Annotated in this window: 19 protein-coding genes and 3 pseudogenes; 13 read left to right on the top strand and 9 right to left on the bottom strand. The window is 68.0% G+C overall.

Going from position 1 to position 21,105, the window contains the following annotated elements; genetic code table 11:
- Positions 1–71: 71 nt before the first annotated feature.
- The 4 genes and pseudogenes from ACZ4N5_RS37065 to ACZ4N5_RS37050 form a co-directional block, all read right to left on the bottom strand.
- Positions 72–461, bottom strand: a pseudogene (locus tag ACZ4N5_RS37065) (transposase); the annotation flags it as partial.
- Between the two features lie 148 nt (positions 462–609).
- Positions 610–1,173, bottom strand: a complete 564-nt coding sequence (locus ACZ4N5_RS37060; protein WP_467761421.1) for a hypothetical protein — start codon at positions 1,171–1,173, stop codon at positions 610–612.
- Positions 1,174–2,056: 883 nt separating this feature from the next.
- On the bottom strand, positions 2,057–2,704 hold the full coding sequence (locus tag ACZ4N5_RS37055; protein ID WP_467761420.1) for a hypothetical protein: 648 nt from the start codon (positions 2,702–2,704) through the stop codon (positions 2,057–2,059).
- A gap of 356 nt (positions 2,705–3,060) precedes the next feature.
- Positions 3,061–3,969 (bottom strand): helix-turn-helix transcriptional regulator, encoded by a 909-nt coding sequence (locus ACZ4N5_RS37050; RefSeq protein ID WP_467761419.1) that lies wholly within the window; start codon positions 3,967–3,969, stop codon positions 3,061–3,063.
- Between the two features lie 209 nt (positions 3,970–4,178).
- On the opposite strand from ACZ4N5_RS37050, the gene ACZ4N5_RS37045 reads away from it, so the two are divergent.
- From ACZ4N5_RS37045 to ACZ4N5_RS37010, 8 genes and pseudogenes are all read left to right on the top strand, one after another.
- Positions 4,179–5,156, top strand: a complete 978-nt coding sequence (locus ACZ4N5_RS37045; RefSeq protein ID WP_467761418.1) for an aldo/keto reductase — start codon at positions 4,179–4,181, stop codon at positions 5,154–5,156.
- Positions 5,157–5,200: 44 nt separating this feature from the next.
- Positions 5,201–6,228: pseudogene (locus tag ACZ4N5_RS37040) on the top strand (alcohol dehydrogenase catalytic domain-containing protein).
- A 30-nt stretch (positions 6,229–6,258) separates the two neighbouring features.
- Positions 6,259–7,109, top strand: a pseudogene (locus tag ACZ4N5_RS37035) (aldo/keto reductase).
- Between the two features lie 396 nt (positions 7,110–7,505).
- Complete coding sequence (locus ACZ4N5_RS37030) at positions 7,506–7,847, top strand: ArsR/SmtB family transcription factor (protein ID WP_175333158.1); 342 nt, start codon at positions 7,506–7,508, stop codon at positions 7,845–7,847.
- 3 nt (positions 7,848–7,850) lie between these two features.
- On the top strand, positions 7,851–8,357 hold the full coding sequence (locus ACZ4N5_RS37025; protein ID WP_467761417.1) for an SRPBCC family protein: 507 nt from the start codon (positions 7,851–7,853) through the stop codon (positions 8,355–8,357).
- The gene (locus tag ACZ4N5_RS37020) at positions 8,357–9,025 is read left to right on the top strand and encodes a dihydrofolate reductase family protein (RefSeq protein WP_467761416.1); all 669 of its coding nucleotides are present in this window, start codon (positions 8,357–8,359) and stop codon (positions 9,023–9,025) included. Before ACZ4N5_RS37025 ends, ACZ4N5_RS37020 begins: the two co-directional genes overlap by 1 nt.
- Before the next feature lie 152 nt (positions 9,026–9,177).
- Positions 9,178–9,324, top strand: a complete 147-nt coding sequence (locus tag ACZ4N5_RS37015) for a hypothetical protein (RefSeq protein WP_467761415.1) — start codon at positions 9,178–9,180, stop codon at positions 9,322–9,324.
- A 38-nt stretch (positions 9,325–9,362) separates the two neighbouring features.
- A complete protein-coding gene (locus tag ACZ4N5_RS37010) occupies positions 9,363–10,076 on the top strand; it encodes an ankyrin repeat domain-containing protein (RefSeq protein ID WP_467761414.1) in 714 nt (237 codons plus the stop codon).
- Positions 10,077–10,228: 152 nt separating this feature from the next.
- Here ACZ4N5_RS37010 and ACZ4N5_RS37005 read toward each other — a convergent pair whose 3' ends face one another.
- The gene (locus ACZ4N5_RS37005; RefSeq protein WP_467761413.1) at positions 10,229–10,558 is read right to left on the bottom strand and encodes a thioredoxin domain-containing protein; all 330 of its coding nucleotides are present in this window, start codon (positions 10,556–10,558) and stop codon (positions 10,229–10,231) included.
- 82 nt (positions 10,559–10,640) lie between these two features.
- Between ACZ4N5_RS37005 and ACZ4N5_RS37000 the strand changes: the two genes are divergently transcribed.
- On the top strand, positions 10,641–11,495 hold the full coding sequence (locus ACZ4N5_RS37000) for a ClpX C4-type zinc finger protein (protein ID WP_467761412.1): 855 nt from the start codon (positions 10,641–10,643) through the stop codon (positions 11,493–11,495).
- Between the two features lie 20 nt (positions 11,496–11,515).
- Positions 11,516–12,112, top strand: a complete 597-nt coding sequence (locus ACZ4N5_RS36995; RefSeq protein WP_467761411.1) for an MBL fold metallo-hydrolase — start codon at positions 11,516–11,518, stop codon at positions 12,110–12,112.
- 104 nt (positions 12,113–12,216) lie between these two features.
- Here ACZ4N5_RS36995 and ACZ4N5_RS36990 read toward each other — a convergent pair whose 3' ends face one another.
- The 3 genes from ACZ4N5_RS36990 to ACZ4N5_RS36980 all read right to left on the bottom strand — a co-directional run bounded on the left by ACZ4N5_RS36990 (position 12,217) and on the right by ACZ4N5_RS36980 (position 14,243).
- Positions 12,217–12,846: a GNAT family N-acetyltransferase gene (locus ACZ4N5_RS36990; protein ID WP_467761423.1), complete on the bottom strand. Its 630-nt coding sequence runs from the start codon at positions 12,844–12,846 to the stop codon at positions 12,217–12,219.
- Between the two features lie 146 nt (positions 12,847–12,992).
- Positions 12,993–13,145, bottom strand: a complete 153-nt coding sequence (locus tag ACZ4N5_RS36985) for a hypothetical protein (protein WP_467761410.1) — start codon at positions 13,143–13,145, stop codon at positions 12,993–12,995.
- Positions 13,146–13,259: 114 nt separating this feature from the next.
- Positions 13,260–14,243 carry a phosphotransferase family protein gene (locus tag ACZ4N5_RS36980; protein WP_467761409.1) on the bottom strand — a complete coding sequence of 328 codons (984 nt, stop codon included), beginning with the start codon at positions 14,241–14,243 and terminating at the stop codon, positions 13,260–13,262.
- Positions 14,244–15,151: 908 nt separating this feature from the next.
- Here ACZ4N5_RS36980 and ACZ4N5_RS36975 point away from each other — a divergent pair.
- Positions 15,152–16,255 (top strand): phosphatidylinositol-specific phospholipase C domain-containing protein, encoded by a 1,104-nt coding sequence (locus ACZ4N5_RS36975; RefSeq protein ID WP_467761408.1) that lies wholly within the window; start codon positions 15,152–15,154, stop codon positions 16,253–16,255.
- A 385-nt stretch (positions 16,256–16,640) separates the two neighbouring features.
- On the opposite strand, the gene ACZ4N5_RS36970 is transcribed toward ACZ4N5_RS36975, so the two are convergent.
- A complete protein-coding gene (locus tag ACZ4N5_RS36970) occupies positions 16,641–17,909 on the bottom strand; it encodes an ROK family transcriptional regulator (protein WP_467761407.1) in 1,269 nt (422 codons plus the stop codon).
- 242 nt (positions 17,910–18,151) lie between these two features.
- Here ACZ4N5_RS36970 and mmsA point away from each other — a divergent pair, with 242 nt between their 5' ends.
- Both mmsA and mmsB read left to right on the top strand, forming a co-directional pair.
- Positions 18,152–19,672, top strand: a complete 1,521-nt coding sequence (gene mmsA, locus ACZ4N5_RS36965; protein WP_467761422.1) for a multiple monosaccharide ABC transporter ATP-binding protein — start codon at positions 18,152–18,154, stop codon at positions 19,670–19,672.
- The gene (gene mmsB / locus ACZ4N5_RS36960) at positions 19,669–20,970 is read left to right on the top strand and encodes a multiple monosaccharide ABC transporter permease (protein ID WP_467761406.1); all 1,302 of its coding nucleotides are present in this window, start codon (positions 19,669–19,671) and stop codon (positions 20,968–20,970) included. Before mmsA ends, mmsB begins: the two co-directional genes overlap by 4 nt.
- Positions 20,971–21,105: the final 135 nt, after the last annotated feature.

Raw genomic sequence — 21,105 nt, 5'->3', positions numbered from 1 at the left:
AGCTGCAGACACTCCTCGCCCTCTGGACCGGCGCCTGCCCCACCTGCCACCGCGACATACCAACATCCATATCAACCTGACCAGGCACTACTAGGGCGCGTATCGAGTCGTGATCGTTTGGCGGTCCGGGTGAGGTCTTTGATCCAGATCATCGAGGCGCGTAGGTGCAGGTCGGCGAGGTACGTGTCTGGGGTCTTGTCGTATCGGGTGGCGATGCCTCGCCAGGCCTTGAGCTTGTTGATCAGGCGCTCGACGGTGTTCCTCTCGTTGTAGAGGCCGGTGTCATGACTGACGGGCCGACCGCCCCCAGAGCCCTTCCTCTTCCGGCTGGCGGCCTGGTCCTTCTTCTCCGGGATCACTGCCTTGATGCCACGTCTGCGCAGGTGGGCCCGGTTGCCGTAGGAGGAGTAGGCCGGCCGGCTGTGGCGGCCCGATCCGCCCGACCGGCGTCGCCCGTACGGGGATTCCCTGGTGTCCTGCCCCGGCTCGCTGTCGATCGTGCCCCTGCCGGTGCCCGGCGAGCAGCTGCCGCTCGTGGAGGCCGAAGCCGGAGATGTCGGAAACGTTGAGGCGATGTCTTTGTTTTGACCGGGCTGGGGTTGTTGGGGGCTAACCGCCCCAAGTCCCGTTCAGATTTTCGTTGATGCTGAGGCCCGTCATCTGGATAGTGCATCCGCTCGTGGTAGCGACAGCCTTCTCTGCCATCGGGTAGGCAGTGAAGGACAAAGATTGCGTGTCTTTCAAGCCGTTCACGCCGATCCAGTAGGTCGAGCCGTTAGCGGCGCCCGACCAGATCGCGTCATGGAGCTTCCGGCCTCGCAGTCGCCTCGTGGGCTGATGCGGCTGGTGCGGGTCTTCTTTCCAGCCGTCCATACCTGGGGGTGTGTCGTCACTTACGGGGAGGCCCCAAAGCCAGCCAGTATCCGCATGCTGGACGAAGAACACCCCGGTCCCGTCCGCGTTCAAGGGGGGATCCGTGATGGTGAGGAACAGCATGAGGTTATCCAGTACAACCCTGTACTCGGGCGGGCCGATAATGTCCACGCCGAGTACGTATTTCGCGTCTGGGAACTGCTGGAGGGCTGCCGGGGTCGACGGGCGCAAGAGCACGCGCCCGATGAACAACAGTGGTGAATGGCACGTGGAGTCGATCTTTGTGGCGGTCGCGGGCATGGTTGTCACCTCTGGTTGATGAATTGCGTCGCGCGGACCTGATCCTGTCCGGCATGCTGCTGTGCGCTGCGAACGGGCGCCGAAAGCCGGGGCAGGTGAGCGCCTAGATGAACCTTCCTCGGTGCTCACACGAGGGCATATCTCAATCTCCATGCAAGCACCGTCGCGGACGTGCTGCCAGTTGGATCTGTCCCGCCCCGCACGCCCACAGCCTGAAGGTCGCTGCGGTGGAGGGGCGCCGGTGGCCGGGCTTGCGCGATACCCGCCGTCCGGACGCTGTAGCGGCATCGTCACCGGCGCCCCTGATCGTCACTCCGGGCCAGGGATGACGGAGCCGGAACCGTAGCAGACACGGGCAGTGCGGGGCGCTCCCAGTGAACCCGACGGGTGATCAAAAGTCTTCAATTGAAGATGAGTTCTGAAGCAGGATTTTCGGCGAGTTTCTATAGTATGCCGCCGCATTCCGAACGATCTTCAGCGAGGGGCCGGGAATGATCAGCGTTCCGGAGCTAGGGCGCATCAATCTGTGGGATTCGCCTTCCTGGCGGGGTCTGGACCGGTAGACCTTCTTGCGTGACGCGAGTGCAACTGACGGACAAGGAACGGGAGTTCAAACCTGGTCCGTCACCGCCGTGGCCTCTGGGTGAGTGGATCCGGCAGGCCGAACGCTGCGACCTGAGGCCGATCCGCTCCTTCGACAGCTTCCTCCGCCAGGACATCGACGCCGTCACCGCCGGCCTCACCCTCCCGTACAGCTCCGGCGTCGTCGAGCGCATGTCTGCAGAATCAAGCTCCTCAAGAGGAGCATCTACGGCCGCACATCCTTCGCGCTTCGCCGAACGCGGATTCTCACCCCACCGTGATTCCGACTCAATGCCGAAACTCAGCATGGGTAGCCATGAGGAGATTCCTTGCGCAGCCTCCAGATCTCCTTCCACTGCCGGGCATGGTCGGCGGCCAACAGCGGGTCGCGCACGTCTACCGGCTGCACCGCGAGACTGACCCCACATTCCCTGCACAGCTGATGGATCCGGTAGACGCCGTCGGACCAGACGCTGGTGTTGTCCCGCTCTCCGCATACACGGCACGTCAGCACATGAGCTTCAGCGGGCGGGACTGACGAACGGAGCACCCGCTCGACCACCACCGGCAACGGCTCGTCTGGATGAATTGTCGGCTCGGGACAGTAGGCAATGTTCCCCCACCCACGCTGCCAACCTCGCCAGGACCCGTCTGCTTTCACATGCCGAAAGCCACGCGCTTTGTCCGCTCGGCGATCGTTGGCATAGGCACGCTCGTCCGCGAGCCAGAGCTGTCGGCCGTGGTGCAACTCCTCGACGGCGCGTATGAGCGAGCTCGGATCCTTCTCCAGATCCCTGGGAATCCCCGCGCTGCGGCAGAGGTGGTGATACGTGGCCCGGAAGCCGTAGGGCGCGAAGTGGACCAGGCAAGACCGCAAATTCGTATGCCGGGCGCGTGTGGGCAGGTTCTCGTCGTAGACCCGTCTCTGGTGCGTGTTGAAGCTGCTCATCCCAGGACGCTACGGGCTGTAGCGCACGGTGCGCACTTCACTTTCGCCCCAAGGGTCCACCCCGGACGTGTTCTTCACGAACGAACCGAGCCGACGCCGAGCGACCGCGACTGGGTACTTCGTCAGCCCCGAGGGTGAGCGCTCCGACGGGCCTGTCTCAGATTGGTGGCCGACCGGTCATCGCGTGGCCATCGGTCGTGAGACTCGGCGACGGATCTGAGATCCCACAAGAACTGTGGCATCTCAGTGCTCGTGGCACACGATGAGTGCCTGACCAGTAGTCGTTCGGTGGTCTCACGTCGGGCGAGGCGTTGAGAAGCCACCAGTCGCGGGAGTTGCCGCTGACGGAGTGGCGCTCACAGCTGCTGACCGGCGGCTTTGGGTGCAGACGCGGAGCGTGCCGCAGGTCGCGGTGCGGTCATGTCGAGCAGGAGCAGGGCGTCATGGTCGGGGGTGCCGGGTTCGGCGGTGTAGACGCCGATGCGCTGGCCGGGGGTGCCTTCCACGTGCAGGGACTGGGAGGTGAGGGTGAGCGTGCCGACCTGCGGGTGCTGGAACGTCTTCTGCGCGGGCTTCCGTCCGGTGACTTCGTAGCGTTCCCAGAGACCGGCGAAGTCCGGGCTCTTGAGGAGGAGTTCGCCGACGAGGTTGGTCAGATCGGGCGCGTCGGGGGCGGTGCCGGCGACGGCACGCAGGCGGGCGACGCACCCGGTGATCTGACGGTCCCAGTCGGGGAACAGGTCCTGGGCAGCCGGGTGCAGAAACAGATAGCGCGCCAGGTTCCGGTGCTTGCCCGGCCAGTCCTCCAGGCCCGCGTACAGGGCGAGACCCCCGGGGTTCCAGGCCAGCATGTCCATGCTGCGGCTGATCACGTACGCCGGGTTCGGACGCAGGGACTCGAGCAGCAGCTTGAGGTGGGGTCGCACGGTACGGCTGGGAGCGGGCGGGGGCTCCGGGGCGTATCGGGCAGCGCGGGCGGCGAGTTCGCGCAGGTGCTGGTGTTCTTGGTCATCCATGTGCAGGGCGCGGGCGAGGGAGTCGAGGACGGCGGGGCTCGGGCGGGTCTCCTTGCCGCGTTCCAGGCGCACGTAGTAGTCGATGCTGATGCCGGCGAGGGTGGCCAGCTCCTCGCGGCGCAGCCCCGGGGTGCGGCGGATTCCGGCACCGACGGTGAGGCCGACGTGTGCGGGGCCGGTCTGGGTACGGCGGGCACGCAGGTAGCGGCCCAGCTCGGCGCCTTCACTGTGCGCGCTCTCGGATGCCATGACTCCAGTCTCACCCGCTGGGCACTCGCCTGGCAGTCGGGAGGGGGGCCCTGTCGTTACCCCCGAAGAACCCGCCCTGCCACAGGGGAGGAATTCGGGCGAAGGTGAATGAGCAAGAGGCCGGCACCTCGGCGACCGCCGCAGGCACGACCAACCGGGCCGAGCGAGAGTGAAGACGCCGGGCGACGCCACGATGTGGAAAGGACGACATGCGTTACATCAAGCTGCGTGACCTGGAGGTTTCCCGAATCGGCCTGGGCGCGATGGGGATGTCGCACGGCTACACCGGCTCCGGCACCGACGACGCGGAGTCGATCAGGACCGTGCACCGTGCACTGGAGCTGGGCGTCACGCTCATCGACACCGCCGAGATCTACGGCCCCTACACCAACGAGGAACTTCTGGGCCGGGCGCTGAAGGGGCGCCGGGACCAGATGGTGCTGGCCACCAAGTTCGGCCTGGTCTCGCACGGGGGTGAGGGTGCCTGGAACCTGGACTCCAGCCCGGCCAACGTCCGCACTGCGGTCGAGGGCTCCCTGAAGCGGCTGGGCACCGACCACATCGACCTGTACTACCAGCACCGGGTGGATCCGAACACGCCCATCGAGGAGACCGCGGGCGCGGTGGCCGAGCTGATCGCGGAGGGGAAGGTGCGGGCCTTCGGCCTCTCGGAGGCGGGGCCGGACACGATCCGCCGGGCGCACGCCGTCCAGCCGGTCACCGCGGTGCAGTCCGAGTACTCCCTGTTCACCCGCGGCATCGAGGAGCGCATCCTGCCCGTGCTGCGGGAGCTCAACATCGGACTGGTGCCGTTCTCCCCGCTGGGCCGCGGCTTCCTCACGGGCACGGTCCGCTCCACCGAGCAGTTCGACGAGGACGACTTCCGCCGCGACAACCCGCGCTTCACGGGCGAGAACTTCCGGCACAATCTTGCCCTCGCCGACGAGGTCAAGGCCCTGGCCGCCGAGGTCGGCGCCACGCCCGCGCAGGTCGCACTGGCCTGGCTGCTCGCCCAGGGCGACGACATCGCGCCTATCCCCGGTACCAAGCGCGTCAGCCGGGTCGAGGAGAACACCGCCGCCGATGCCGTCACCCTGACCGCCGCGCAGCTCGACCAGCTCTCCAGCCTGCCGCCCGCCGCCGGCGACACCCACACCGAGGCCCAGGCGCGGATGCTCGAACGCTGATCATCCGCACCCCTCGGTACCACCCCTGTTTGGAGTAGCCCCTCATGCGTGCAGCAGTGATGTACGGAGCCGGAGACGTCCGCGTCGAGGACCGGCCCGACCCGAAGATCGTGAAGCCCGGCGACGCCGTGGTCCGCGTCGTCGCCGCCTGCGTGTGCGGCAGCGACCTGTGGCCCTACGGGTCGATGCCCGCCACCGACCCGGGCCGCCCCATGGGACACGAGTTCCTCGGCGTCGTCGAGGAGACCGGCGCGGACGTGACCAGCCTCAAGGCGGGCGATCTGGTCGTCGCCCCGTTCACCTACAGCGACAACACCTGCGACTACTGCGCCAAGGGCCTGCACATCTCGTGCCGCAGCGGCGGCCGCTACGGATTCGACGGCGTGGACGGCGGGCAGGGCGAGGCCGTCCGCGTCCCGCACGCCGACGGCACTCTGGTGAAGCTTCCGGTCGCCGCCGACTCCGCGCTGCTGCCCTCCTTGCTGGCGCTGTCAGACGTGATGACCACCGGCCACCACGGCGCCGTCACCGCCGGTATCGGACGCGGGGACGCGTGCTGGTCGTCGGTGACGGAGCGGTGGGCCTGTGCGCCGTGATCGCAGTCAAGCGGCTCGGGGCCGAGCGGATCGTACTCGCAGGCCGCCACGAGGAGCGCACCGCTCTGGGCCGCGAGTTCGGCGCGACCGACGTCGTCGCCGAGCGCGGGGAGGAGGGCATCGCCCGCATCCGCGAGCTGACCGGCGGTGTGGACAAGGTGATCGAGGCCGTCGGCACCCGCCAGGCACTGGACACCGCCCTGGGCGCGGTCCTGGACGGCGGCACGATCAGCCGCCTGGGTGTCCCCCAGTACGAGCAGGGCCCCATCGGCCCCGCCGAGTTCATGCGCAACATCACCCTGACCGGCGGCGCCAGCCCCGCCCGCGCCTACATCGAACAGCTCCTGCCCGACGTCCTCGACGGCACCATCGCCCCCGGCCGCGTCTTCGACCAGGTATTCCCCCTCGCCCAAGCGGCGGACGCCTACCGCGCCATGGCCGACCGTCAGGTCCTCAAGGCCCTCATCCGCCCCTGACCCCCACCCGCACAGCAGAGGAACACCCCCATGCAGTACGTGACCTTGAACAACGGCGTCGAGATGCCGCTCCTCGGATTCGGCGTCTACCAGATCCCCGCCGAGGACACTGAACGCGCCGCCTCCCACGCGCTCGCCGCCGGCTACCGCCTCCTCGACACCGCTGCCGCCTACGGCAATGAAGAGGCCGTCGGCCGCGCCATCAAGTCCAGCGGCATCGCCCGCGAGGAGCTGTTCGTCACCACCAAGCTCTGGGTCCAGGACGCCCCCGCCGAGGACAACACCAAGCGCGCCTTCGAGACGTCGCTGACCAAGCTGGGCCTGGACCACCTCGACCTGTACCTGATGCACCAGCCCTTCGGCGACGTCTACGGCCAGTGGCGCGCCATGGAAGCCCTCAACCGGGAGGGCCTCGCGAAGGCGATCGGCGTCGCCAACTTCTACCCCGACCGGCTGCTCGACCTGGTCGTCAACAACGAGATCACCCCAGCGGTCAACCAGATCGAAACCCACCCGTTCTTCCAGCGCGCCGACTACCAGGACCTCATGCGCGAGCACGGCGTGCAGATGCAGTCCTGGGGCGGCTTCGCCGAGGGCAAGAACGACCTGTTCACCAACCCCCTCCTCGCCGAGATCGGCAAGGGGCACGGCAAGTCGGTCGCTCAGGTCGTGCTGCGCTGGCTCACCCAGCGCGGCGTCGTCGCCATCCCCAAGTCGGTACGTGCCGAACGCATGGCCGAGAACTTCGACGTCTTCGACTTCGAGCTCACCGACGAGCAGATGGCCCAGATCGCCACGCTCGACACCGGTGCTCGCTGTTCTTCGACCACCACGACCCCAAGATCGTTGCCTGGCTGGCCAAGCGCCGCCTGGACGCCTGATTCGCGTCCGTCCGAGGGGCGAGCGACAGGCTGCGCCGCCGGCCCTCGCTCGCCCCTTTCCCCTTCCAGATCACTCGCGAAGGGCTCATCTGTGAACCCGCCGAACCCCAGTTCAGGGGTGACCAGAGGGTCTACTGATCTGGTGACGGCGAGTGCGGGGTGCGTGCTCTTGATCCGGCCAAGGGCTGTGGGGCCGGATCTCAGAAACCCCACTGGTGCCAGCTCGTTGGGCCGGCACGAGTCACGACCCTGCTCGGGCGGCTGGCGAGCTGGCGAGCTGGCGAGCTGGCGAAAAGCTTCGCATGGGCTGGGACCCCGGCGATTTCGTGATCCGACAAGACTCGCCCGACTCCCAGTCGGCTTGACGTATTCCGATATGGGAATACGATGGCTGCCATGGCACGAGCAGCGACGACGTCGGACGCGTTCAACGCGATCGCCGAGCCGCAGCGCCGGGACATCCTGGCGCTGCTGCGGGCGGGTGAGCGGCCGGTGACCGACCTGGCCCAGGAGCTGGGGATGAGCCAGCCGGGGGCGTCCAAGCACCTGCGGGTGCTCCGGGAGGTGGGGCTGGTGCGGGTCCGCGGGGTGGGCAAGCAGCGCCTCTACGGCCTGGACGCCCGCGGGCTGCGGCCGGTCCACGAGTGGGTCGGCGGATTCGAACGGTTCTGGAACGAGAGTTTCGACCGGCTGGACACCTACGTGCAGGACCTCAAGCAGACACGTCAGGAGGAATGACCGATGGCAGGGGCAAGGCAAGAAACGCGTGGGGAGCCGGCGACGGCCGACCGGGAGATCGTGATCTCCCGTGTCATCGACGCCCCGCGGGAGCTGGTGTTCGAGGCGTTCACCGAGGTCCGGCACCTGTCGCGTTGGTGGGGTCCGGAGGGGTTCACCACCACCACGCGGTCCTTCGAGTTCCGCGAGGGCGGGGAATGGGAATTCGTGCTGCACGGGCCGGACGGGACCGACTACTCCGAGTGGATCCGCTGGCTGCGGATCGCCCCGCCGGAGCGGATCGCGCTGCTGCACGGTGAGTCCCGCGACGACCCGAACGCCTTCGAGTCGGTCCTGACCTTCGCGCCGGACGGTGCGGCGACCCGGATCGTGATGCGCACGGTGTTCCCCACCAAGGAACTGCGCGACGAGGCGATCGAGAAGTACCACGCGATCGAGGGCGGCCGGCAGACCCTGAGCAGCCTGGCGGCCTACGTCACCGACCTCGCGCGGAAGGGGGATGAGGGCTGATGGCCGGGAAGGTGTTCTTCAGCGTGTCGATGTCGCTGGACGGCTTCATCGCGCCCGAGTCCGTGCCCTTCGAGGACGAGCTCTTCGCGCCCGGCAAGCAGGACGACCCGGACGTGCAGCGCTGGATGGCGCAGTGGACGGAACTGCAGCAGTGGGTCTTCCCGCTGCGGTTCTTCCGGGAGAACCTGAAGCTCGGCGAGGGCGGCGAGGAGGGCCGGGACAACGACATCGCGCGGGAGACCTTCGAGCGCACCGGCGCGAGCGTCATGGGCAAGCGCATGTTCGACCTCGGCGAGCAGTCATGGCCGGAGGAGGCACCCTTCCACACCCCGGTCTTCGTCGTGACGCACACCAAGCGTGACCCGTGGGAGCGGCCCGGCGGCACCACGTTCCACTTCGTCAACGACGGTATCGAGCACGCCCTCGAACAGGCCCGCGAGGCCGCCGGCGACCGGGACGTTCGCATCGCCGGCGGCGGCGCGACGATCCTGGAGTACCTGAACGCCGGCCTGGTCGACGAGTTCTCGATCACGCTGTCACCGGTGCTTTTCGGCGCCGGCACCCGACTGTTCGACGGCGTGGACGCCTCCAGGGTCGCGCTGGAGCCGGTCCGTTCGGAACCGTCGTCACGGGTGACGCACCTGACCTACGCCGTGCGCCCACGGTAGCCGCGCCACCACTCCACCCCAGCGACCGAGCACCCACGCCGCACACGCTTGAATCAGCAGGCCACCACGGCCGACTGCGAATAGCCGATTTGCTACGTACCCGGACATCCACGAACTTGGTCGACCGGGCAGCAGAGGCGTATGGGATCAGCATGCACTACGCGGAGGGCGATCCGGAGGCCGCCCGCGAAGCGATGAACGCCGCCCTGGAATCTGTCGCGCGGGGGTTCGCCGCCGCGGCGCTGGAGGCTGTCGCTCAAGACAAGACGCCGGCGCTGGGTCTCGATCGGAACCGCTGACTTCAGCATCGGGCCGCCCGAAAGGAATCGACGTGGACATGCCCGCACCTACCTCTGCGGCGGAGCTGGTCTCCGCCATCCACGTCGGCGATATCGAGGCCGTCCAGCGCATCATCGCCGACGCACCCGAACTCGTCGCGAGGCCTCTCGGGGGTTCGTTCAAGACCCGTACCGCGCTCCACGTTGTGGCCGACTGGCCCGGCTACTTCCCCAAGGGGCCTGAAGTCGTACGGCTGCTGGTGGCTGCCGGTGCCGACCCCAACACCCGCAGCCCTGGCGACGAGAGCCCGCTGCACTGGGCGGCCAGCAGCGACGACGTCGACGTCGCCGCCGCCTTGATCGACGCAGGCGCCGACATCGAAGCAGCCGACGGCTCGATCGGCACCCCGCTCGACAACGCCATCGGCTACGCCTGCTGGCATGTGGCCTCCCTGCTCGCCGCCCGCGGTGCCCGGATCGACAAGCTGTGGCACGCCGCCGCGCTCGGCATGCTCGACCGCCTCCAGCAACTGCTCGACACCGCCGGTCCCATGTCGGAGGAGGTGTCCCAGGCGTTTTGGCACGCCTGCTGCGCCGGACAACGGCGCGCCGCCGAACATCTCCGTGCCGCCGGCGCGGACCTGAACTGGGTGCCCGATTACGCCGGGGGCACCCCGCTCGATGCGGCCAAGGGCCGCGGCACCCGCAGAGACAACGTGATCGGCTGGCTTGAGGAACAGGGCGCTCGCTCGGCGACCACCGGCCAGGATTGACGCTCCGTTGCCTCGGAGATCCCCGTCTGCGCCGTCCGTGCGGGTGCGGGGCTGTCCGGTGGCGGCGAAGTGGCGGAGCACGGCTTACTGGACAGCGCGCAGTCCGCCCGCCGCCGGGGCGGGGCACCCGCGGCCGCCGCGGTTGGCAGGGCTCAGGGCGGGCAGTCACCGTTCCAGGTGGCGTCCTGATCGGCCAGTGCGCGCCTCAGGTCCGCGACGCTCGGTGCTCCCTCGACCCGGCTGCCCGGCCCCCGGTACAGACGGCAGGACAGCGATGCGGGAGCGCCCGGCACGGCGAAGGGGTCCACACCGTCGATCAGAACAGTGGGCGATCCGGTCATGCCGAGCCTGGTGGCCTGCTCGGAATCGCCGACCTCGACTCGTTCCACGTCCACAGTGCGGCCGTCGAGTGCTCGGGGAAGCCGTTCCTCCACCAGCGGCGCATTGGGGCAGTCCGGCACGGTCAGCACGGTGATCCGCATGGTCGTCCTCCCAGCTCACAGCCTCTGCACCCGACGGTAGACCTTCAAGTGCACTGGAAGGGCAAGGCGGAGCCTCGGACACATGCGCACGGGAGAACGGGCCGCCGCCGGGCTGCCGACCAAGACCATCCGCTTCTACGAGCAGGCCGGACTCCGGCCCGAACCGCCCCGCACCCGGGGCGGCCTCCGCGTCGCCCAGACACCCCCGACCGTCGGACTGATCCGAGGCCGCGATCTGGAGGCCGGACTGGCCGCCGCACTGGCCGCCGCCGAGGCCGACCAACTCGCCGAGGCGGGCACCGAACACATCCTGCTGGGCCTGCCCACCGACGGGGTGGCGGCCGCCACCCTCGAGCAGATCGGCGTCAGCCGCGACGAGATCCGCGACGCCAGCCACCGCCTCTTCGACTACCCCGCCGAACCCGCGCACGAGGGCCGGCCGGTGTTCTCCGCCGAGGCCCAGGCCGCGCTGGCCGGCGCCGAGCAGCTGGCCACCGAACGCACCCCGACCTGCGCCCCGGTCGCCGTCACCACACCGCAACTGCTCGCGGTCATCGCCACCAATCCCGGCTCCCGCGCCCGCCGCGTCCTCAACGACCTCGGCGTGGACGTCGCCGACATCAAGCGCCTGCTGCACTGTTACATCAACACCCCCCGTACGCCCTTCGGCCGCCGTTCGCGCCGCGGCCGGCCCGGCAAGAAACAGCTGAATCGCTGCTCCTTTTGCGAGCATGCCCGCAGCGAAGAGCGCCGACTGGTCGCTGGGCCCGACGTATGGATCTGCTCCGAGTGCGTCGAGATGTGCAGCGAGATCCTCGCCCAAGCGCAGTCGGAAAATCGGCTAGGGCTACCAGTGGGGCAAGGACACGATCATCCCGGTCCTCGACACGGTGACACGTCGCGATCTCGCCCGCAAAACGATGAGCGATCCGTGTAGTTCAGGTAGCTTCGGAGGTCATGCGGATCACGAAATACACCCACGCGTGCGTACGGCTCGAGCACGAGGGCCGCGTGCTCGTGATCGATCCCGGGACGTGGAGCGAGCCGGCCTCCCTGAGCGGTGCGGACGCCGTGCTGGTGACCCATGAACACGCCGACCATATCGACGTCCTGCGCCTGGCCGGGCTCGGCGTCCCGGTCTATGCCCCGGCAGATGCGAGCATCCCCCGGCTGGAGGTGACCGGGATGTCCTCCGGCGAGACGTTCACCGCGGCCGGCTTCCGCGTTAGGGCGGTCGGCGGCCGTCACGCGTTCATCCACGGCGGCCGGCCGGACTGCGCGAACCTCGGCTACATCGTCGACGAGACCGTCTACCATCCCGGCGACTCGCTGCACGTGCCCGAGCAGCCGATCGAGACGCTCCTGGTCCCGGCGCAAGGCTCGTGGTTGAAGACAACGGAGGCCATCGACTTCGTCAACGCGATCGCGCCACAGCGGGCGTTCGCGATCCACGACGCCCAGATCAACGACCGCGGCCTCGCGAGCGTCAACGGCTGGCTCGCCCAGGAGACCGACCACGGTTACCGGTACCTGAGCCCCGGCGAATCGATCTGAGTGGACGCTACGTAACTATCTGCCTGGTTCGCCGATGTGTGCGAATGAGGCGCATTGATCAAGTTGCTTGGGGTTAGCGGATACCGGGTACCGAGCGACGGAACTCAGTGGGCGGGAACCGGCTCGGACGACGGCTGCCACTCCCGCCTGATCAGCCCGTAGACCCACGAGTCAGAGACCTCGCCGTTGACGACGCAGTCTTCCCGCAACGTCCCTTCACGCACGAAGCCGAGCTTCTCCAGCACGCGGGCCGAAGCCACGTTGCGCGTATCGGTCTCCGCTTGGACGCGATTTAGGTCCAGCGTGTCGAATGCCCACCGCAGCAGAGCGCGCGCGGCCTCGGTCGCGTAGCCGTGGCCCCACGCTGCATCGTCGAAGCAGTAGCCAAGCGACGCGCTGCGGTAGTCCGGATTCCACCTGTTCAGGCTGCACCAGCCGATGAACGCCCCGTCGGAGGCACGATCTACGGCCAGCCGCATCCCGGTGCCCTGCTGTGCCATCTGCCGGCAGGCCGTGATGAACTTCTCGGCGCGCACGCGTTCGGTCCACGGCGGCGCGTCCCAGTAGCGCAGCACGTAGGCGCTGCTGTGCAGTGCGAAGAGGTCGTTCGCATCCGCGTCTTCGAAGGCACGCAGTCGAAGGCGAGCAGTGTGCAACGAGGGGGTGGGCAGCGACGTCCGCACGTTCCCTCCCCTGATCGGTAGGCGACCAATCAGACATCCGATGCGGGTCACTCGCAACGGATTTTCTCGGCGGGCCGGCAGAACGACGTGTCCGCTCATCGGCGCGACCGAGCGCCCCCGGAGGGCAGCACCTGAGGTGACGCCCGGTTTGGCCTTTCGGTTGGGCTGAGCAGGCTGGTTGCGGGCCGCCGGAGGAGCTACGACCGTGGCAGGGTGAACAGCCCCTGCTCGGTCCCGGCCAGGATCCCCCGCTCGGCGAGCCGCTTGAGCTTCAGACAGACGTTGTTGATGTTGCTGGGAGCGACCTCCAAGTCCATCGGCTCACCCGACGTCAGCTCCCCGCCGGTCATGCTCCGCGCCAGGCGGGCGTGGAGGTGCCGGTCAGCATCTTCGACATCCTGTCGCTCATCGCCCAGTACACCCGGGACCCGGCCGCTGCCGGACGAGCCTCGACGAGTCAAGTCCTAGCCGTACTGGTTGAAGAGGGCTTGGAGGTAGTCCTCCAAGCGCTGGGCGAGAACGGCCGATGTCAGATCTTCCCTCCCGATTTCCCGCCAGGACTCGGCGACCTTCTGCGCGTCCGGCGCAAAGGCCAGCGTGTCCAGCACACGCCAGTACAGGTGGTCACCCAGGTCATGGCTGAGCGTTCCACCGGCCGCGATGTAGTGGTCCGCCAACCGCATGCCGACGCCCACTCCGTGCAGCAGAGCAAGCGCAGTGGAGCAGTGGGCCACGTCCAGGTCAGCGGGTCCCCAGGACGTCTCCACCCAGTCCACGACACCCGTGATCGCCAGGTCTGCTCCTTCTCCCGAGAAGAGCACGTTCCCGGGGTGGAAGTCACGGTGCAGGAAGCACGGCCGGTAGGCCGGGGGCGGACGGCGAATCACCTCCACGGCGCGCTGCCACACTTCCGGCTGTTTCGAGCTCTCGGGAAGCCGCACCCGCTCTGGACCGGTCCACGCCTCATAGACACGCGGTCTGGCTCCTTCTGGAACCAGCAACCCGTGAATCGCCACCAGTTGCCGGGCAAGGAGTTCTGTCTTCCGCTCGATGTCGTCCGCGTCCAGCCGGAGGCTCCCCGGCAGCAACGACATCAGCAGCGACGGATGATCGCAGTGCTCGGCTGCCGCATCAACACCGTGAAGGCGAGCGGCCGGCACGCTTGTGTCCGCGAGCAGCCGGAGGATGTCCGCTTCCCGCGTGAGCAGTCCCAACGCGTGCCTCACGAAGAACGGCTTGACGAACGACCGAAGCACGAGGGAGTACGGCTCACCCTCCCCTTCGATGTCGAGGCGGCGCATCTGTGACGTCCAGCCCCCTCGCAGCGTTGCCACAGTGCGAATCCGGTCTCCCGGACGGAGGCTCCGCTCCGTCCATACACGGGTGTTGGACCAGCCCACGTCATCGACATCAGCCTCAACAACTGCCGCACTCTCGCCCTCAGCCATGACAGCAGCCTAATGATCACGAAGGAGCGACCCGAGGAAACGTTCAAAGACATCCACTTGGTGTGGGGCCGTGACGCCAGCCGCCGACGACGTGACCGAACACCGTTCCCGGCCCTCGGGGTGGTGGCTCGCGAAGCTGCGCAACGGGCTCGGCCCGACCCGGTCCCGGCGCGCGGCGGACTGCGAGGAAGCACCGGCGGGCGCGCCGCTGCTCGATGTGGGACCGCGCCCACCCGATACGGATCGCGACCAGGTGATCAAGGACTGTGGCCGCCCGGTCCGACAGTCAGTTCTCCCTCCACCGACGTCTGAACACGAGCGCTGGACCTCATTCGCATCGCCGGACGCCAAGTCAGGAACAGCCGACACAAGCTCAGTTGACTGGCTGAAGCGCTGATCGACCAACCAAACGTCAGTCACGGGTGACATGTGACTGACACTCAGTTGGCCATTCGAGCGGCCCAGTTGGCCAGAGCAGGATGGTGGCGAGGCAAGCTCCGCGCGCCGGGAGAAGTGCAAGTCGGCCTGCGTACACATCCGCCGGGTATTGGGGAGGCACGCATCCTGGAGCACCTGTCTGCCCGGTGCCGGGAGGATCGGTTCCGGTCACGCCTGGTTCCCTCCGCTCGGTGCGCGGAGGCCGGCCGCGGCGTCGCCACGTTTTCCGACCCCCTGCCGAACTCCCCTGTTCAGCCGCACTTGTTCGCATCTTCGCCGGTGGCGTCTGCTGCCAACTGGCCACGCGGATAAGAAAACGAGAGCTCAGGGGCCTGCAGATGGGGCCGGAAAGATCGGCCGGAATCGTAGCTGACAGCAGGATTCTAGATCGCGTTACGTGTCATGTCTCCGTCGATTCATGCATAGCCGTCACCGTCCAGACGGAGAGTCACCCCCACGATGGAGGAACCGTGACCGGTTCGATGAGCCGCCGTAGATTTTCCCTCCGCCCGCTCGCGGCACCGCGTACCGCGCTGCTCGGCCTGCTGAGTCTGTCCCTGGCGTTCGGCACCGCCGTAGCCGGAGGCGCCACCGCCTCCGCCGTCGACACGAACTCGCTGCAGGTGTCCGGCACCACCACGTCCGGAATCCACAACACCTACGACCCCAGCGCGTTCACCTACCTCGCGCAGGGCCTCGACACCGGTACCTCGATGATCGAACTGGACGTCTGGGACGACTTCTTCACCCAGGAGTGGAAGGTCAGCCACGCCAGCCTCACCAGCAACGGCAACAACTGCGTCAACGCCTCCTCGGCCGCCGACCTGTACACCGGCAGCACCAACAAGGACCTGGAGAGCTGCCTGGACGACGTCCGGGTGTGGCTCGGCGCGCACCCCGGCCACGGGCCCCTGATCATCAAGCTGGAGATGAAGGCCGGCTTCCAGGCCAACTTCGGGATGAGCCCGGCCAAGCTGGACCAGTCGATCACCGCGCACCTGGGCAGCCTGGTCTACAAGCCGAACGACCTGCTGAACAAGCCCGGCGGTGGCCAGTACGCCACCCTGGACGACGCGGCCAAGGCCGGCAACTGGCCGACCCGGGCGCAGTTGGCGGGCAAGGTGATGCTGGAGATCATCCCCGGCACGGTCGAGGAGAACAACCCGACCGACACCCTGTGGACGGACAGGGAGTACGCGACCTACCTGCGCAACCTGCACACCGCGGGCACCACCGCGCAGGCGAATATCTTCCCCTCTGTGCACAACGCCGCTTCGGGTGACCCGCGCACCCGCTACTCCGACACGACGCTGCGGCCCTGGTTCGTGGCGTTCGACGGTGACGCGGCCACATACATCAACAGCGGCATCGACACGAGTTGGTACGACATCAACCACTACCTGCTGTTCATGACGGACTCGGAGAATGTGTCACCGGCCCTCGACGACGTCAGCCCGTCGTCGGCCGACGCGTCGGCGCGGGTCGCGCTGCTGGCCAAGGCGCATGCCACGGTCGCGTCGAACGACTGGCGGGGCCTGCCGGACGTGCAGTCGCTGGTCCTGCCACGCGGCTGATCCACGGCTGGTCCACAACTGATCCACGGTTCTCCTGCCGATCTGCTGATGAATCGCTCCACCGCTCAACCCGCCGGGTGCCTCGGTCGGTCCGAAACGCCGACCGAGGCACCCGGCCTCGCGCGTGACGGGGCGGCGGGCCTCGATCCCAGACGCCGCTGACGTCGATGCCGTACCTGCTGGAGAGGCAGGCGCCGTGACGGCGGAGAACCGTGGCGACGTTCGGGCCGTGCCCGGGGCGCGGCGGGACGCCTGCGTCCGCGCGGCGGGGCGGATAGCTTCCGCCCGTGTCGCGGCACGCGTTCGCCCCGACGCTCGGTGAGCATGACCGCGAAGGAGCGGACGTGCCGGGTGAGGGCGTCGTGTTCGGGACAATGGACGTCGGTCATGGTTGACCGCCGGGCGTCACCGCCGTCCCGACCAGGGCCGACAACTGCGGGGAATACGTAGCATGCAGGACGAGCGCCGCGCTGCCCACCACCGCCGCGTCCGTGCCGAGCGGGGACGCCTCGACCTGCACGACCCGGATGTGACGGGACAGTGGGCGGCTCTTCAGTGCGGCGGCGACGACCGCGACGTAGCGGGACTCGACGTGCTGGATGCCGTGCCCGCCGAGAATGATCAGGTCGACGTCGATGAAGTTCGCGATGTCGACCGCGACCGAGGCCACGTACTCCGCGGTCTCGTCGATGACCGCCGCGGCGACCGGGTCCCCGGCAGCCGCGGCCACCCGGATGGCGGCGTGGTCGATCGCATCGGGGTCCTCGGCGAACGCCCGCGCCAGCGCACTGTCCGGGTGCGATCCTGCCGCGAGTCTGCGGTGCACCTCGGCGACGATCGCCGTGGGGTTGACGAGCCGTTCCAGGCAGCCCCGGTTGCCGCAGTAGCACTCCGGACCGTCGGGCAGCACCGAGGAGTGGCCGAACTCGCCCGCGTTGCGTGAACCACCGCGGTACACCTGGTGGTTGAGGATGAGACCGCCGCCGATACCGGTGCCGAAGAAGAAGTAGGCGAAGTCCGCCACTCCCCTGCCGGCTCCCGACCAGCGCTCGCCGATCGCGGCGGCGGTGGCGTCGTTGTCGAGGGTCACCGGGAGGCCGGTCGTCTCGCTGAGCATGTGCTGGACCGGCACCCGGGTCCAGTTGGCGAGTTGCGGGGCGCCGACGATCACGCCGTGTTCGATGTCGATCGGCCCGGGAGTGGCGAGACCGATCCCCAGGACCTTGTCGCGGTCGACCCCCGTCTCGGCCAGCACGTCGGCGACCAGTTCGGCCATGTCCTTCACGACCTCGGCCGGATCGGTGACGCGGCGAGCCGGGCGCTTCTTGACGACCAGGGGCCGGCCGAGCAGGTCGACCACGGTGCAGCTCAGCTCCACCGGGTCGAAGTGGAGGCCGACGGCGCAGCCCGCGTCGGCGTTCACCCTCAGGGTGGTGCGGGGTTTGCCTCCGGTTGCTCCCTTGCTCTCGCCGTCCTCCCGGATGATGCCTTCCTCGATGAGCCGGCGCACGATGCCCGAGACGGTCTGCGGGGTCAGACCGGTGTACTGGGCGATCTCGACACGGCTGATGCCGTCGGCGAGCTGGATCTGGTCCAGGACAACTGCCCGGTTGTATCGCCCGACCTTGGGAAGGTTCGTTCCTGACTGCCGCACGCACGGTCCTCTCTCGATGCCCAGCCAACATATCTTCCCCGGCCCATTGACTTAGTAAAACAAATGGATTTAGTGTCCGGCCGCAGATGAAACATCCCGGACGCGAGGGCACGGACCTGTGCCACCGGAGGCAAGTTGATGTCCATGGAATGCCGCGGGCGGCTCGGCCCGAAGACGCCTCGGCGCGTTCCCGGCGGTGGGGAGCACCGCTCGTGAACGCCACCGCCTCGACCCTGCTGGAGATGCGGTCGATCACCAAGACCTTCCCCGGCGTCACCGCGCTCGCCGACGTCGACCTCGTCGTGCGGGAAGGCGAGATCCACGCGATCTGCGGCGAGAACGGCGCCGGCAAGTCCACGCTCATGAAGGTGCTGAGCGGCGTCCACCCGCACGGCAGCTACACCGGCGACATCGTCTACCGGGGTGAGCAGGTCCGGTTCCACGACATCCGGGCCAGCGAACAGGCCGGCATCGTGATCATCCACCAGGAGCTGGCCCTGGTGCCGGGCATGTCGATCACCGAGAACCTCTTCCTCGGCAACGAGCCGCGGCGACGCGGCTCGATCGACTGGAAGACGGCCCAGCGCCGGGCCCTGGAGCTGATGGAACAGGTCGGGCTCCGTGAGGACCCCGACACCCTGATCAAGGACATCGGCGTCGGCAAGCAGCAGCTCGTAGAGATCGCCAAAGCCTTCGCGAAGGACGTGAAGCTGCTGATCCTCGACGAGCCGACCGCGGCCCTGAACGAGGACGACTCCCAGCACCTGCTCAACCTGCTGCGCGGATTCCGCGAGCGGGGTATCACCTCGATCATCATCTCGCACAAGCTGAACGAGATCGCGGCGATCGCCGACACCATCACGATCCTGCGCGACGGCCGCACCATCGAGAGCCTCGACGTACAGGCCGACGGGGTCAACGAGGACCGCATCGTGCGGGGCATGGTCGGCCGGGCGCTCGACAGCCGCTTCCCCGACCGTACGCCCGACATCGGCGAGGTCTTCTTCGAGGTCCGCGACTGGACGGTGCGGCACCCGAGTTCGGACGAACGGCTGGTGTGCAAGGGCTCGACGTTCCACGTCCGCCGCGGCGAGATCGTGGGCTTCGCGGGCCTCATGGGCGCCGGCCGCACCGAACTCGCGATGAGCCTCTTCGGCCGCTCCTACGGCACCTGGCTGTCCGGGCGCACCTTCAAGGACGGCAAGGAGGTCCAGCTGAAGACGGTGGCGGACGCCATCCGCCACGGGCTTGCCTACGTCAGCGAGGACCGCAAGTCGATCGGCCTGAATTTGCTGGACGACATCAAGACCTCGATGGTGGCCGCCAAGCTGTCGAAGATCGCCCGGCGCAGCGTCATCGACCCGGTGCGCGAGCACCAGGTCGCCGAGGAGTACCGCCAGAGCCTGAGGATCAAGACCCCCGGCGTCGACGAGGGTGTCGTCAAGCTCTCGGGCGGCAACCAGCAGAAGGTCGTGCTGGCGAAGTGGATGTTCACCGACCCCGACCTGCTGATCCTCGACGAGCCGACCCGCGGCATCGACGTGGGCGCCAAGTTCGAGATCTACGGGATCATCCAGCGGCTCGTCGCCCAGGGCAAGGGGGTCGTCGTCATCTCCTCCGAGCTGCCCGAGCTGATCGGCCTGTGCGACCGCATCTACACGGTGTTCGAGGGCACCATCACCGGCGATGTGGCGCGTGACGACGCCGACCCGGAACTCCTGATGAAGCAGATGACCGCTACCAAGAAGAGCCCGACTCCATGAGCCGTATAACAGACCTGCAGAAGAACCTCTTCGGAGGTACGACCTCCAACGCCCGCCAGTTCGGCATGATCTCCACCCTGGTGGCAATCGTCCTGCTGTTCCAGATCTGGACCGGCGGACTGACGCTCACCTCCGGCAACCTCATCGCGGTCGTCAGCCAGTACTCGTACATCCTGATCCTGGCCATCGGGATGCTGATGGTGATCGTCGCCGGGCACATCGACCTGTCGGTCGGCTCCGTCGCCGCGTTCACCGGCATCGTCGTCGCCAAGACGATGCAGGAGTACTCGCTCCCCTGGCCGCTCGGCATTCTGCTCGGCCTGCTCGTCGGCGCGGCGATCGGCGCGTGGCAGGGCTTCTGGGTCGCCTACATCGGCATACCGGCCTTCATCGTGACCCTCGCCGGGATGCTGCTGTTCCGCGGCGGCAACCAGTACATCGGCAACGCCGACACGGTTCCGGTGCCCCAGGGCTTCCGCCAGATCGGCGCCGGCTTCCTTCCCGAGGCGGGTCCGGACACCGGTTACAACAACCTGACGCTGCTGCTCGGGCTGGCCGCCTGCGCGGGCGTGGTGTGGCGTGAGTGGAAGGCGCGCCAGACCCGCCGTGAGATGAACGCCGACGTGGCGCCGCTGTGGGTCATGGGCATCCGGCTGGCCGTCATGGTCGGTGTCATCATCTTCGCGACGCTCCGCTTCGCGGGCGGCCGGATCGGCACCAGCCTGCCGATCTCCGGCATCATCCTGATCGTCCTGGTCCTCGCGTACTCGTACTACACGCGCAACACCATCGGCGGCCGGCACATCTACGCCGTCGGCGGCAACGCGCGAGCGGCCGAACTGTCGGGCGTGAAGCTCAAGCGGGTCAACTTCTTCGTCATGATGAACATGTCGGTGCTGGCCGCGCTGGCAGGCATGATCTTCGTGGCACGGTCCGCGGCCTCCGGCCCCCAGGACGGTCTGAGCTGGGAACTGGACGCCATCGCGGCAGTGTTCATCGGCGGCGCGGCGGTCTCCGGCGGCCTCGGCACCGTCAGCGGCTCGATCGTCGGTGGTCTGGTGATGGCCCTGCTCAACAACGGCCTCCAGCTGGAGGGTGTCGGCTCGGACATGGTCCAGATCATCAAGGGACTCGTCCTGCTCCTCGCCGTCGCGTTCGACGTCTACAACAAGAGCCAGGGACGCTTCTCGCTCCTCGGGGCACTGATGCGTCCGTTCCGCCGGGACGACGACCCGACCACGCCGAAATCGCCGCCGTCCCCGGCCTCCGACGCCGACAAGGCCAAGGTCGCGGGCTGACGCCCGCAGCCTCCGGCGGCCGGACCCCTCCGGCCTTAATCGCTCCCCCTCCCCCGACGACCGGGCATCCGGTCTCCTGACAACCGGGTGCCCGGTCCCCACCCCGGAACGACCGGTCATGGGCACACGGTCCGG

Source organism: Streptomyces sp. NPDC026500 (assembly GCF_055567635.1).
This window is presented reverse-complemented; position numbering and strand designations above follow the sequence as displayed.